At 69.2% G+C, this 13,097-nt stretch carries 12 protein-coding genes; 10 read left to right on the forward strand and 2 right to left on the reverse strand.

From position 1 onward, the window contains the following. Positions 1-66 precede the first annotated feature (66 nt). A complete protein-coding gene (locus FrCorBMG51_RS29750) occupies positions 67-384 on the reverse strand; it encodes a hypothetical protein (protein ID WP_200902462.1) in 318 nt (105 codons plus the stop codon). A 153-nt stretch (positions 385-537) separates the two neighbouring features. On the opposite strand from FrCorBMG51_RS29750, the gene FrCorBMG51_RS25420 reads away from it, so the two are divergent. Continuing rightward, positions 538-2,178: a DUF2142 domain-containing protein gene (locus FrCorBMG51_RS25420; protein WP_052914740.1), complete on the forward strand. Its 1,641-nt coding sequence runs from the start codon at positions 538-540 to the stop codon at positions 2,176-2,178. Here the strand turns inward: FrCorBMG51_RS25420 and FrCorBMG51_RS25425 are convergent. After that, the gene (locus FrCorBMG51_RS25425; RefSeq protein WP_052914741.1) at positions 2,165-2,707 is read right to left on the reverse strand and encodes a hypothetical protein; all 543 of its coding nucleotides are present in this window, start codon (positions 2,705-2,707) and stop codon (positions 2,165-2,167) included. The genes FrCorBMG51_RS25420 and FrCorBMG51_RS25425 overlap by 14 nt on opposite strands. Positions 2,708-3,139: 432 nt before the next feature. On the opposite strand from FrCorBMG51_RS25425, the gene FrCorBMG51_RS31485 reads away from it, so the two are divergent. The 9 genes from FrCorBMG51_RS31485 to FrCorBMG51_RS16190 all read left to right on the forward strand — a co-directional run bounded on the left by FrCorBMG51_RS31485 (position 3,140) and on the right by FrCorBMG51_RS16190 (position 12,840). Continuing rightward, entirely contained in the window at positions 3,140-4,423 is a 1,284-nt protein-coding gene (locus FrCorBMG51_RS31485) for a serine/threonine-protein kinase (protein ID WP_476742182.1), read from the forward strand. Then, entirely contained in the window at positions 4,324-5,565 is a 1,242-nt protein-coding gene (locus FrCorBMG51_RS31490) for a hypothetical protein (RefSeq protein WP_235433632.1), read from the forward strand. The genes FrCorBMG51_RS31485 and FrCorBMG51_RS31490 overlap by 100 nt, the downstream gene beginning before the upstream one ends. 636 nt (positions 5,566-6,201) lie before the next feature. Then, positions 6,202-9,045, forward strand: a complete 2,844-nt coding sequence (locus FrCorBMG51_RS16160) for a sensor histidine kinase (protein WP_047223891.1) — start codon at positions 6,202-6,204, stop codon at positions 9,043-9,045. Then, positions 9,045-9,464, forward strand: a complete 420-nt coding sequence (locus tag FrCorBMG51_RS16165) for a roadblock/LC7 domain-containing protein (protein WP_013872032.1) — start codon at positions 9,045-9,047, stop codon at positions 9,462-9,464. Before FrCorBMG51_RS16160 ends, FrCorBMG51_RS16165 begins: the two co-directional genes overlap by 1 nt. 219 nt (positions 9,465-9,683) lie before the next feature. Continuing rightward, positions 9,684-10,052 carry a DUF742 domain-containing protein gene (locus FrCorBMG51_RS16170; protein ID WP_047223892.1) on the forward strand — a complete coding sequence of 123 codons (369 nt, stop codon included), beginning with the start codon at positions 9,684-9,686 and terminating at the stop codon, positions 10,050-10,052. Continuing rightward, positions 10,033-10,677: a GTP-binding protein gene (locus tag FrCorBMG51_RS16175; RefSeq protein WP_047223893.1), complete on the forward strand. Its 645-nt coding sequence runs from the start codon at positions 10,033-10,035 to the stop codon at positions 10,675-10,677. The genes FrCorBMG51_RS16170 and FrCorBMG51_RS16175 overlap by 20 nt, the downstream gene beginning before the upstream one ends. Positions 10,678-10,695: 18 nt before the next feature. Next, on the forward strand, positions 10,696-11,841 hold the full coding sequence (locus FrCorBMG51_RS31495; protein ID WP_047223894.1) for a LuxR C-terminal-related transcriptional regulator: 1,146 nt from the start codon (positions 10,696-10,698) through the stop codon (positions 11,839-11,841). A gap of 377 nt (positions 11,842-12,218) precedes the next feature. Beyond that, positions 12,219-12,608: a TcmI family type II polyketide cyclase gene (locus tag FrCorBMG51_RS16185; protein ID WP_047223895.1), complete on the forward strand. Its 390-nt coding sequence runs from the start codon at positions 12,219-12,221 to the stop codon at positions 12,606-12,608. Then, entirely contained in the window at positions 12,586-12,840 is a 255-nt protein-coding gene (locus FrCorBMG51_RS16190) for a phosphopantetheine-binding protein (RefSeq protein WP_047223896.1), read from the forward strand. The genes FrCorBMG51_RS16185 and FrCorBMG51_RS16190 overlap by 23 nt, the downstream gene beginning before the upstream one ends. Positions 12,841-13,097: the final 257 nt, after the last annotated feature.

The following is a 13,097-nucleotide window of genomic DNA, read 5'->3' on the forward strand; positions in this document are numbered from 1 at the left end:
CCGGCCCGCCGAGCCGGCTGCCCCGCCGGGCCGGCTGGGCCGGCCNGCTGGTCCGGCCGAGCCGGCCTATCCCGCTGCCTGCCACATCCGGCCCGGCGGTCCGCCGACGTGGGTCTCCACCGGCAGCGGCACCCGCCCAGTGGTTCTTCCCGGGCAGGCACACCGAACGGCATTGACACCAATATCAACATTCACGTATGGCAACCGTGCAGACACCTTGAATGCAGAGTCGAGATTCTTCGACAGCAGTTTGTCACCGAACGCTTCTCCGTGAAAACAGATCGGGATACGACCTTTCCCGGCCCGGCATCGTCGTTGATTCCCGGCCGAACGGAGATCGACCCGGATATCCGGTGCGGACAGCCGGCGAACCAGGGATGCCATGATCGCATTCTTTCCGTTCCCGCCCCACCCGCCCGCTGCCGGTCAGGCGGCGGAAGGCTACCGTTGCTCCGCGCCATGAGCATTTCCGGGGTCGGGCGGGGGAGGAATTCGCATGCCGTTCACGGAACGTCTCCCTGGTAATGTGCGGCCCCGATGAAAAGGCCCTGGTGCTCCTGGCCGCGGCAACTCGGCGCGCCCGCTCTCCTGCTCGCCGCGCTGACCGGCTGGATCTTCCTGTGGACACTGACAAACCCGCTGGGAACCGCGCCGGACGAGCCGAGCCACTACGCGAAAGCGGTGGCTGCCGGGCACGGGCAGGTACTGGGCGAGCCCGTCCCGCTCGCCAGGCTGCGCTCCTTCGGGGTGTTCAGCGAGGATTCACTGCGCCAGGTCCGCAACGCCTACCGCGGCTTCGAACTGCCGCCGGAGCTACGGACCACAACCAACCCGCCCTGCACCGCCCTGCAGGCAACGGTGTCCGCGGCCTGCCTGCGCCAGCCCCTCGCGGTCCCGCCCGGCCGGGCCGAAAGCATCGTGGGCGCCTATCCGCCGCTGATGTACATCTCCGAGGGTGTTCTCACGCGGGCGGCCTGGTCGGTCCGCTCCGGCTACGTGTTCGCCCGGTTCGGTTCGGCGCTCATCTCGGCGGTGCTGCTGGCCGCCGCCACCTGGCTCCTGCTGGGGGGCCAGGGGCGGCCTGGCCGGCGCCCCCTGGCGCTGGCCGGGACCGCGGTCGCGGTCACCCCAATGGTGATCTTTCTTGGCTCCCAGGTCGGCGCCAGCGGTACCGAGCTCACCGGCGCGCTGGCCTGTGCCGCGGCGGCGCTGCGGCTGTCCCGGGAGGAACAGCCGCCGGCCCGGGTCTGGTGGGTCGCGGGCGTCGTCATGGGCGTGACGGCGCTCAGCCGTCCCATGGCGCCGCTGTGGATCGTGCTCGCGGCCGCCCTCGGGGTCGGCCGTCTCTCCCCACGCACGGCGTGGCACCGCCTCCGCGGGGGCGGCCGGCCCGCGGCCGCCGCGGTGGCGATCGTCATGCTGGGGCTTGCCGGGTCGGTGCTCTGGACGCAGGCGCTGTCGCTGCGTACCCCCGTCCTGTGGGGCAGGCTGGGCCACGGGCTGGTGATCGCCACCGAAACCGCCGCCGAGTCGGCGCGTCAGACGATCGGGGTCTTCGGCTGGCAGTCCGTCCCGCTGCCGACGGCCCTGTACGGGCTGTGGACCCTGCTGGCCGGGGGGCTGTTCCTCGCGGCGTTCGTGGTCGGCCGGTGGCGGGACCGAGCGCTGCTGGCCGGGGGCCTGCTGGTGGTCGTCGTCCTGTACGAGCTGCTCGCCGCGGCGGTGTTCATCCAGAACGGGTTCGGCATGCAGGGCCGGTACATCCTGCCAGCGCTGGTGATGCTGCCGTTGCTGTCCGTGGAGGTGCTGGCCGACCGGTTGCCCGCGCGCCTGTCCGCCCGCGCCGCCGTGGCCGCCGCCGGCGTCATCGCGGTGAGCGGGGCCGGTCAGTTCGCCGCATGGCTGACCAACAGCCACCGGTACGCGGTCGGCCCGGACGGGCCGCTGTGGTTCTTCCTGCGGCACCCGGCATGGTCACCGCCTGGCGGGTGGGCGCCGTGGACGGCCCTCGCCTGCGTACCCATGATCGCCGCCTTTGCGGCGGCCCGGGCTGCCCACCGGGACGCCGTGGCCGCGACCGCTCCCGCCGTCGGGCCCGGCTCCAGCCCCGACCCTGATTCCTTCCAGCGGGACTACATATCGCTGCGGACGTGGCACATGCGCCCTACCCGCCGGTGAAGACGAGCGTGACCTCCCGGGAGCCGCCGGCGTTCACCTGGACCCGCTGGCCGTAGCCGGTATAGGTGAGCGTCGTCTGTCCGCCGGCGATGTTCTGCTGTTGGAACGTGTAGCCGGCGGAAGGCATCGACTGCCGGTAGTACCGGATGACATCGTCGGCGGTCACACCACTCAGCGCGACCGTCGTCGCCTGTGCCTCGGCGCTGACGAGCCGGGGAGTCGCATCCTTCGGGAACGGGAAGTGCTTGGGGACGAGCGTCCCCCGCAGCGCCCCGATACCGGTCGTCACGGCAGGGGTGGGCTGCGCGGACGCCGTCTGGCTCGGCAGCACGAGGTCGGTCGGCAGGTCGGTCGGCAGCGCACCAGCACCCGCACCGGCACCAGCCCCGGCATCGGTCACCGACGCCTCCGGGACGGTGACGGCCGCGTCATCGGAGGCAGACCCGCCGCACCCGCCGAGCAGGAGTGCCAGACCCACGGCACCGGCCGCCGCTGTCCGACGTCGCGGCAGCATTCCGGCCCGGCCCATCGATACCTCCAGTCGCAGTACGAGCAGTCACAATATGGGCAATAGCGATGACAAATAGTCACCATTGTGCGGTAACAACAACAGCGGCCACAGCGGCGGCCACAGCGGCGGCCACGGTGGCGGCCACGGTGGTTGGGCCGCCGGCGCCGGTTTGCCGACCACTAAAGCACCACCCCACCGCCGCGCCGCCACCCGGGGACACCTGTCGGGCCCACCGGCCGGGCTTTCCAGCCCGGCTTTCCGACCGGCGGCCTCGGAACACCTGACGGCCCGACGACGCCACGGGCACCGGCCCCCGGCCCAAGTGGCATGCTGCACTGGGAGAACGCGGTACGAAAACATCACGGAGGGGGCGACGTGGCTGCCGCTCCAGAGGTGAACCGCCTTGTGGCCGGCCGGTACCGGCTCATCGAACGGCTTGGTGCCGGCGGAATGGGCACGGTCTGGCGCGCCTTCGACGAGGTGCTGCTGGCCGACGCCGCGCTCAAGGAAATCGACCTCGAGGACGGTCTCGACCCGTCCGAACGCGCCGACCGGGTCGAGCGGGCGCTGCGGGAGGCCCGGCACGCCGCGAGGCTGCGCGGCCACCAGCACGTGGTGACCATCCTCGACGTCGTCGTCGAGAACGGCCTGCCATGGATCGTGATGGAGCTCGTGCCGTCCCAGTCGCTGCTCCAACTGGTCCGCGGCCATGGTCCGTTACCGGTCGCCGAGGTGGCCCGCGTCGGAGTCGCGATCAGCGACGCGCTGGAGGCCGCCCATGCCTTCGGCATCCTGCACCGGGACGTGAAACCCTCGAACGTGCTGATCGGCACGGAAGGCCGGGTGGTGCTGACGGACTTCGGCATCGCCACCCGGGACAGCGACTCCGCCCTCACCGTCACCGGGGTGCTCGGCACGCCCTCGTACATGTCACCGGAACGGCTCAACGGTGACCCCGCCACCCCGGAGGCCGACCTGTTCGGCCTCGGCGCGACCCTCTACTTCGCGGTGGAGGGCAGGCCGCCGTTCTACCGGGAGACCTTCGCGGCGATGGTGGCGGCGATCCTGTTCCAACCGCCGACGCCGACCAGGCTGGCCGGCCCGCTGGTCGACGTCCTCATCGGTCTGCTCGAGAAGGACCCGCGTGCGCGCATGACCGCGCGGCAGGCGCGCCAGCTGCTGGCGGACATCGCCACGGCACGGCCGGGCAGCGCGCCAGCCACCTCGGCACGGGCCGGGACGCAGACGCAGGCTGGCGGGCGCTCGCGGATCGTCCGCCNCGTCCGCCGTGACGACATCGGTACCCGCTATTCCTTCGGCACCATCCCCGACAGCGGCAGCACCGTTGTCGACGGGGGCAGCACCGTCGTCGACGAGGGCACCGGCGGCACCGGTGGCGGTGGCGGCACTGCCGTTGTGGACGGGCCGGCCCGTCCANTCCACAACCGAAGGCGGTCGATCCCGCCGGCGTCGACGACGGCCACATCGCCGATGCCAGCGGCCCCGGCGGGACCAGCGAGTCCGGCGCGCTCGCGCCGCCGTCCAACCTCACCGCCAGGGAGGACAACGGCGCGGTGCTCCTGCGATGGACCCCGCCGCGCTCGGCGGGGCCGGTCGCCTTCCGTGTTCTGCGGGTGGTCGCCGACCCGAGCGCGCCGGGCGGGCGCTTCGAGCGCAGCCTGGGCACGACCGGTTCGACCGAGCTGTCCGACGCGGGCGTGCCCCGAGGGGTGACGGTCTGGCACGAGGTGATGTCGACGGCTGGCGGCAGACGGTCGAAACCGGTCCGTACCCCACCGCTGGTGATCGTCCCGGAGGTCACCAGCCTGCGCGCCCACATGGACGGCGACGGTGTGGCGCTGGCCTGGCGGCTCGACGCGGGCTACGACGACGTGCTGATCGAGCGGACCTTCGACGAGTCGTCGCCGTTCCGGGGGGCCGCCCGCCGCTTCCGCGCCACCGGCGGACAGCATGTCGACCGCGACGTGCAGACCGGGGCGACCTACCGGTACCGGGTGCGGGTGTCCTATCCGGATCCCTTCGGCGCGCTGGCCCACACCAGCGGGGTGGAGGTGGTCGTGACCGTGGTCAGGCGGCCCCGGCCCGTCCTGGACCTCGAGGTGGACGACAGCGGCGGAACGACAGTCCTGCGGTGGACGACGGTACCCGGCGCGCTGGTCCGGATCTATGCCACCGAGGCACCGCCGGATCCGGTGGCGGTAGCGGGAGCCGAGGCGGGGGCGTCCGAGGCGGGGGCGTCCGCGCCGGAGGCCCCCGGAGGTGACCCGGCGGGCCACGAGCACGGCCCGCGACCGGCGGCGGAGCCGGAACCGTTCGGCCCTGTTGATCACGAGCTGTCCACCGCGTCCCTGCGGGGACGGGAACGCCTGGTCGGCTCCAGCCGGCGTGGGCGGCTGGTCGACACCGCGGCGCCCGACCCGGCGCCCGACCCGGCGGCCGACCCGACAGCCGGCCCGACGGTGTACACGCCGGTCAGCATCGCCGAGGACAGGGCGGTCGTCGGCCGTTCCATCCGGCACCGGCCGGGGCCGCACATCCGGGCGCTGCGGGCCGTGGACCAGGGCAACACGATCACCCTGACGTTCCAGATGCCGCCGGGCATCACCGAAGCCCGCGTGCTGTGGCGGCACGACACCACCCCCACCGGGCCGGACGATCCGGCCGCCCGGCGTGCGAAGGTCACCAACAGCAGCCTGGAGATCAGAGGTGGCTGGCACCTGCGGGACCCGCAGGACGGGGCCACCTATTACTTCGCCGTGTATCCCCTCGTCCGGACGGCCGGTGAGGTGCGTGCGGTGCCCAACGGCGCCCACGTGACCGCCCGGGCCGGGGCCCGCCCCAACCCGTCGGAATGATCGACGCATGGCGGGCGCCTGACCGGTAGTGCCTGTCCCGACACTATCAACGCCGACCCCACCACCCACCGGTGGCCGTGGCGGTGATTTCCCGGTGACCGGCACCAGGTAGTGGTCCGAACGACACCTGACTGTTGCACTTTCTCGTCTCCGGCCCGCCGACCGCGGCCGACCGGGACAGTTCGGGGACAGATTCCGGACCATTCCCGGCGCGACCCGATGTCCACTGTCTTTCAACTCGGCCGTCTACCGACCCACAATCCGTAAACACCCACCCGTCCACGACTAACCTTTTCGCAGCTCGCCAGTCACAACAACGAACGTCGATCATCGGGCCGCGCAATCCGTCACGAATATCATCCGCGCCTATCCCGGAGCCGGCCGGCGGGCTGCCCGAGCATGACCGGACGGCCAACCGATGATCGCCTATTGATCCGATTCGAGCCCGTTCCCCACCCCCCTATACCCCTGTTCAGAGAGGGCTTAATAGCCCGGGTACAGTTGTCCGGCCCAGGGGGAAAGAGCCGCGGCCACGGTCTTCGCCGTGGATCGAGGTGTAAGCCGGCACACGGAACGCCGAACCAGAACGCTCGCCCCGACAAGGCGTCAGGACACTGCGTCGAAGGAGAGGATCGGATGCTCCAGAACTGGCCAATCCGCTCCAAGTTGGTAGCCATTCTCATCCTCCCGCTGGTGGCGTTGGCCGTTTTTAGCGCCCTCCAGGTGCGCGCCGACCTTGAGAGCGTCGACACAGGCAACCGGGTGCGGGACCTCGCAGCCTTCTCAACCAAAGTCAACGATCTTATTGACGCACTCCAGCAGGAACGCTATGCCTCTTCCGCGGTCGTGGGCAGCCAATTCCGTGAGGGCGTCGAGGAGATGCAGGCCAGGCGCGGCCCGACTGACACCGCCGTCACGACCTACCAGCGGGAGGCGACCAGGCTCCCCAAGAGCGTGACCGAGGACCTACAGCAGGTCATAGACACCATCCAGCGCCAGCTCGACCAGGTTCCCGACCATCGGCAGGCGATCGACCAGCGGCAGACCGACCGCGTGAAGAACACGGAGTTCTACAACAAAAGCATCAACGACCTGCTCGATCTCATCGCCCAGGTGGGAGCCGGCACCGACAACGCCAAACTGATCAACTACGTCGGCGCCCTCACCAGCGTGTCACGGGCGAGAGAGGCCGCCGCCCAGCAACGCGGCAGCATCTCGGTGATCCTCTTCCACCAGACCAACGTCGCGGTCGTCAAACAGGCACAGGCGAACGCCGGTGCCGAGGATGCCTGGATCGCGCAGTTCCGCACCACCGCCTCCCTGGAGGAACAGGACTTTTACGACAAAACGGTCGGCCCGGTCGCGGACAGCGTCTCCCAGATGCGCGACGCCATCGTGTTCGCGGCCCAGATGAACCAACCGATCACCATCGACAGCCAGCGTGCCCTGGAGTCCATGGCGGACAAGATCTCCCGGATACGCCTGGTGGAAAACCAGATCGCGGCCGACCTGACGAAGGAGAGCAACGCGATCGCCTCGCACGCGACTCGCAACGCCTGGCTGAGCAGCCTCCTCGTCGCGCTGGTCCTGGCCGTGTCGGTGGGTATCTCGCTGCTCGTCGCAAGCCCCATGATCCGCCAGCTTCGGCGGCTGCGGGGGGCTGCCCTCGAGGTGGCCAACGACAGCCTGCCCAGCGTTGTGGAACGGCTGCACCGCGGCGAGCAGGTCCAGGTCGAAACCGAGGTCTTCCCCATCCGGATCGGGACGAAGGACGAGATCGGGCAGGTGGGCGAGGCGTTCGGCACCGTCCACCAGGTCGCCGTGCGCACCGCTGTCGAACAGGCTGCGATGCGCAAGAGCATCGGCGACACCTTCCTCAACCTCGCCCGCCGCAGCCAGGCGCTCATCCACCGTCAGCTGAAGGTCATCGACGCGCTGGAGCGCAAGGAGACCGACCCGGACGAGCTGGCCGAACTGTTCCGGCTCGACCACCTGGCGACCCGTATGCGCCGTCACGCCGAGGACCTCATCGTGCTGTCCGGGTCGAAGCCCGCCCGTGGCTGGCGGCGGCCGGTTGCGATCAAGGATGTCGTGCGTGGCGCGGTCGCCGAGGTCGAGGACTACACCCGGGTGAAGGTGCTGCCGATCGCCGGTTCCGCCATCGGCGGGCATGCCGTCGGTGACGTGATCCACATGCTCGCGGAACTGATCGAGAACGCCACCTCCTTCTCCCCGCCGCACACCCCCGTGCACGTGTCCGGGCACCAGGTCTCCAACGGATCCGTGATCGAGGTCGAGGACCGCGGCCTGGGCATGACCGACGAGGAATACGCGGAGATCAACGGACGGCTGAGCAACCCGCCTCCGTTCGACCTCCGTACCAGTGAACGACTGGGCCTGTTCGTCGTCGGTCGCCTCGCCCAACGGCACGACATCCAGGTCCGTCTGCGGCCGTCGCCGTACGGCGGCACCCTGGCCATCGTCCTGGTCCCGACCAACCTGCTGCGCGAGATCGACGACGCCCCGCAGGAGGAGCCGACCACGTCCAGGCCCGAGCGGACCAGGACGCCGGCACTGGACGCACCGTTGGACGTGCCCCTGGACGCGCACCTGGAGGATTCCATCGACTTCGGTGACCCGACCGCGCTCACCGATTCGCTCGCCATCAGCAAGCCGCTCTCGCTGCGGGACCCGATCCCCATGGACGATTCGGACCCGCTGGATGACCGGCTCCCCCTCTCCGGCTCCTTCGACACCAGCGAACTGCTGTCGGTGAGTGCGTCGCCGATGCCGTCCGCCACCTCCGGCTCCGGCGGTGGCGGTGGCGGTGAGGACAGGCCGCTCATGGACGATCTGCCGGTCTTCCCCACAATCCGTTCAAGCTGGTTCGTTTCCGAATCCGACCAGCTCGGTGACGGGGACGCCGACACCGGCACCGGCGTTGACGACGGCATCGGGAACGAACATCCGCGGGAGCGGTTGCGCTCCAACAACCTGGCGCTCGAGCCCAACTCCTGGACCGAGCCACCGTCGGACAGCCCCGCCCCACCGCCACTTCCGTCCGCCCGCTGGGACGACGCGCCCAGCGCGCCCGCTGGCTGGCCGCAACCAGCGGACCGGTGGGCCGACCCACTGGATGCGCAGCGGCAGCGCGGCCTGCCCAACCGCAGGAGGAGCGGCCCCGCGGCAGAGCCGTTCTCAGGTACCGGCTCCGGGTTCCCCCAGGCGTCGGCCGCGCCGGCCGCCCCGCCCGGGCAGCCCGACGAGACGGGGCTGCCCAAACGGCAGCGGCGGGCCAGCCTCGCGCCTGAACTGAAGGGGACACCCACCAACGCTCCCGTCGCACCGTCGCTCCTCACCGGAACGCGGTCACCGGACGAGATCCGATCCATGATGTCCTCCTTCCAGTCCAACTTCGGCCGAGGTCTACAGGAGGGACCGAACCCGAACGGCGACGACGACGCGAAAAGGGTGATGTAATGCGCCACATCGGCCCGGTCGAGAACATGAGCTGGCTGTTGAACAACCTCACGCGGAAAGTCCCGGAGGTTACCTATGCCGTCGTGTTGTCGGCGGACGGCCTCCTGCTCGCCACCTCGAACGGAATGAACCGGACGACAGCCGACCAGCTGGCCGCGGTCGCCTCGGGCTTCAACAGCCTGGCTCGCGGCGCCGGCCGTTTCTTCGGCGGCGGCAACGTCCGCCAGACGATCGTCGAGATGGAGCAGGGATTTCTCTTCGTCACGGCGGTCGGTGACGGGTCCTGTCTGGCCATCCTCAGCACGCCCGGCGCCGACATCGGTCTGATCGCCTACGAAATGGCGCTGCTGGTCATCCGTGTCGGCGAGTTCCTCACCCCCGAACTGCGTGCCGAGATGCAGGCCGCGCTCCCCCGCTGACAGCAAACCGGAACCCTGGCGGCCCGGGTTCCGGTTTGTCCCGCGAGAGTTTCCGCCGGAACTCGGCCCGAACGGTCGTCGTCGGGCCGAGTTTCCAGCACAGTGCCGCCGACCACCGCCGCCCGATGTCGGCGGATTCTTGACCGAACGATTTTCACGGGACGAGTTCCGGCAGGACGAATTTCAGCGATTACTGTCAAGCCCTGATCAGGAGGACCGGTGGACGAGGAGTGGTACGACGACGACGCAGGTCCGGTCGTCCGTCCCTATGCCGTCACCGGCGGCCGGACGCGACCGGCGGCCAATCGCGCGCTGGAGCTGGTGGCTCTGGTGTCGACGACGGAGCACGGGCGCGCGATGGTCCGAACTCTTGATCCAGAACAACGGAACATCGTGCTGCTCTGCCAGAGCATCCAGTCGATCGCGGAAATATCCGCGCAGCTCAACCTGCCGGTCGGCGTGGCACGTGTTCTCGTCGGCGACATGATCGACGCCGGTCTCGTACGCGTCACCCGCCCAGCCCGACCGAGCGAGCGTCCCGACGTGGCGCTGATGGAAAAGGTGCTCGATGGACTACAGACCCTCTAGACCGCACACGGTCGGCAGACAGATAGCCAGCCCGGCGCCCAGCCCGGTCAAAATCATAATCGCCGGTGGCTTTGGCGCCGGAAAGACGACGTTCGTCGGGACGGTCAGCGAGATTCCCCCGCTCACGACCGAAGCCGCACTGACCTCGGCGAGCCTCGGCATCGACGACACCTCCCAGGTCGGTGCCAAGACCACGACGACGGTCGCCATGGACTTCGGCCGAATCACACTGCTCGACAGCGTGATTCTCTACCTGTTCGGCACACCTGGCCAGGACCGTTTCTGGTTCATGTGGGACGAACTGGTTCTCGGCGCTATCGGCGCCATCGTCCTGGTCGACACCCGCCGGCTCGCCGACTCGTTCCCGGCGGTCGACTATTTCGAGGAGCGGGATATTCCGTTCCTGGTGGCGGTCAACCGGTTCGAAGGCGCCAGGGAATATCGGCTCGACGAGGTCCGCAACGCGCTCGACGTCGACCCCCGCCGGCCCATCATCTTCTGTGACGCGCGCCGGCGGGAATCCGTCAGACAGGCCCTGGTGGCGCTGGTCCGTCACTCCCTCGACGTGGTCACGAGCGAAGAGGCGCAACGGGGCCTGCCCAGGGCCAACACCCGCGTGGACTAGTCGACCGGGGAGATGACGATGCTCGACCTTCTCGGTATCGATGACATCGCTCTCGCTGCCTACCGGTTGTGGCTACGCCGGAAGGACATGAGCGCCGAGGAGGTAAGCATCGCCCTTGGGTGTTCCACGACCACCATCCGGCAGGCCTGCGACAGGCTCGTCGAACTCTCGCTGCTGGTGCCCTCCCGCGAGAACCCCGACCGGCTGGTCGCCGTGCACCCCGAGGTTCCTCTCGAACAGTTGTTCCGACAGCAACACGATCAGCTCATCCGCCGACAGGAGGAACTCATCCGCGCTCGTATGCAGGTGAGCACGCTGGTCGCCGACTACATGCAGGGCCGGCAGCCGGAGCAGGCCGTCGATGTCGTGCGACTGAAGGGCGCGGAAGCGGTCACAGACCAGCTGCTCGATCTCGTAGCCCAGGCCAAACGGGAGCTGCTGGTTCTGCACACCCGACCCTGGCAGCCATCGATCATGACGGCGGAGTGCTCCCAGGCCGTGCTGCAGGCCCTCCGCCGCGGGGTCGCCATACGCGCCATCCGGCCACGCCCGGCTCAGGGGGACGACGCCCCCGCCGGATGCGACCTCGTCGACGCGCAGGGCCTGGAACTGCGGATGGCCGACGCCCCGCTGGCGGACGTGGCCATCGCCGACCGTGAGACCGCCCTGCTCCTGCTGGCGTCCGACCCGGACGACGAGCGTGGCTGTGCGCTGCTGCTCCAGGAGCCGGCACTGACGGGTCTGGTCACGATGCTGTTCGATCAGCTCTGGAGAGCCGCGCGGCCCCTGGAACGGGCCGGTGAGCTCGACCAGGCCGAACTCCGGCGCGCCGGCCTCGACCACATCGCCTTCGGCCAGGGCGCGCCGGGTGACAGTAGCGGCTCCTCCACCGTTCGCGGCCTGGCCGGCCAGGCCAACCTGATCGATCAGGCCGGCGGTCTCCCGAACACAAAAAAACAACGAATTGACAATTCCGCTCCAAGCGACTCCGAGCGCCTCCTGCTGCGACTTCTGAGCCTCGGCGCCAAGGACGAGGCCGCTGCCCGACACCTCGGCGTGTCGGTACGAACAGTCCGGCGTATGATCGCTGATCTCATGCGACGAATGGATGCCCGCAGCCGGTTCCAGGCCGGCATCCTCGCGGCGAAAAAAGACTGGCTATAGCACTTCCACGCCGGTGGAGCCACACCAGCGGCACCAAGTTGCCACTACACGTTCTTGCCATGCCAACTGCGAGACACGACAGGCCCAATACCTCATGCTTCCGTAGAGAGACGGGCCGGAGCGGCGGCCAGGCCCCAGCCTTCGCGAAGTGACGCCTTGCGGCACTCGCGCTGACCAGGCTGGGCGATGGCCACCGCATCGGCTCTCACACCGGAACCACCGACGACGGCGTCGGGTCACTGACTTGCGCGGGCAGCTTCCGCACCATCGACGCCGACGGTGCGGCATGCTTGCCCGTCCTTTTCTTCAAGCTGTCAGGGGGCAGGCATGTCAATATTCTCCGGCCGGCTTCCGGCGGCCCGGAACAGGGCCGTCGAATGACGCACCGTACTCTCATCGTGGCTCGTGTCAGTGCTGACGACGAACCCCCCGTCGCCGATATCTTCCGAGAATCGGACGACGGGGAGCTGCCACACCTGCTGGGCGTCGTCCGGCGTGATCTCTTCAGTTTTCACGGACTTTACTTTCATCTGATCGAGGCGACCGACGACGTGGCGCCCGCCCTGCCCGCCGTACGCGAGCACCCATTGTTCGTCGACGTCAACACGAAACTCGCCAGACACATCACCGCGTACGATCCGGACACCTGGCGCAGCCCACGCGACGCGATCGCCCGGAACTTCTATTCATGGGTCGCGGATCGGCACCCGGTGAAACCGGATCACCATGACGAAGGAGAGAACCATGGCGGATCAGTGGACCGCTGACCAACTGCTCGACTTCCTCGTGGAACGCACGGTACTCGTCGCCGACGAGCGGCCCGACCATCTTGGCGTCACGTTCGCCGAGGTCGGGGTGGACTCACTGGCCTACCTGCACCTGCAGACCGTCGTCCTCGACACCTTCGGCGTCGAACTGCCGGCGGAGCCGCCCGAGGACTACACTCTCGCCGAAATCCTCACCACCATCAACAGCACCGCCAGAGCCGGCGTCGCATAGGCTGTCGACCGGACCGGCGGCTCCGTCTCGTATCCGACAGGAATTCACTCCGTATCCGACAGGAATTCACGACCGGACAGCGAGAATCATGCAACCAGGGGGAACGCGCGGTTGTGCCGACAGCCGTCCGCGCACACGATGTCCGTCCCCGACCGGGACCGGACACCTGGCGACCGTCTGACCGACGCTCCAGGGCCGAGGACGACACGATCGTACGTGGGCCCTGTCGGCTCGGAGCTCCCGCCGGATCCGGCGGG

Source organism: Protofrankia coriariae (assembly GCF_001017755.1).
Classification (GTDB): domain Bacteria; phylum Actinomycetota; class Actinomycetes; order Frankiales; family Frankiaceae; genus Protofrankia; species Protofrankia coriariae.

Excerpts from the sequence above, each read along its gene's own strand:
- FrCorBMG51_RS29750 (WP_200902462.1), bottom strand. The coding sequence starts at position 384 with ATGGCATCCCTGGTTCGCCGGCTGTCCGCACCGGATATCCGGGTCGAT.
- FrCorBMG51_RS16160 (WP_047223891.1), top strand. The coding sequence starts at position 6,202 with ATGCTCCAGAACTGGCCAATCCGCTCCAAGTTGGTAGCCATTCTCATC.
- FrCorBMG51_RS25420 (WP_052914740.1), top strand. The coding sequence starts at position 538 with ATGAAAAGGCCCTGGTGCTCCTGGCCGCGGCAACTCGGCGCGCCCGCT.
- FrCorBMG51_RS31495 (WP_047223894.1), top strand. The coding sequence starts at position 10,696 with ATGCTCGACCTTCTCGGTATCGATGACATCGCTCTCGCTGCCTACCGG.
- FrCorBMG51_RS16165 (WP_013872032.1), top strand. The coding sequence starts at position 9,045 with ATGCGCCACATCGGCCCGGTCGAGAACATGAGCTGGCTGTTGAACAAC.
- FrCorBMG51_RS25425 (WP_052914741.1), bottom strand. The coding sequence starts at position 2,707 with ATGGGCCGGGCCGGAATGCTGCCGCGACGTCGGACAGCGGCGGCCGGT.
- FrCorBMG51_RS16185 (WP_047223895.1), top strand. The coding sequence starts at position 12,219 with ATGACGCACCGTACTCTCATCGTGGCTCGTGTCAGTGCTGACGACGAA.
- FrCorBMG51_RS16175 (WP_047223893.1), top strand. The coding sequence starts at position 10,033 with ATGGACTACAGACCCTCTAGACCGCACACGGTCGGCAGACAGATAGCC.
- FrCorBMG51_RS16190 (WP_047223896.1), top strand. The coding sequence starts at position 12,586 with ATGGCGGATCAGTGGACCGCTGACCAACTGCTCGACTTCCTCGTGGAA.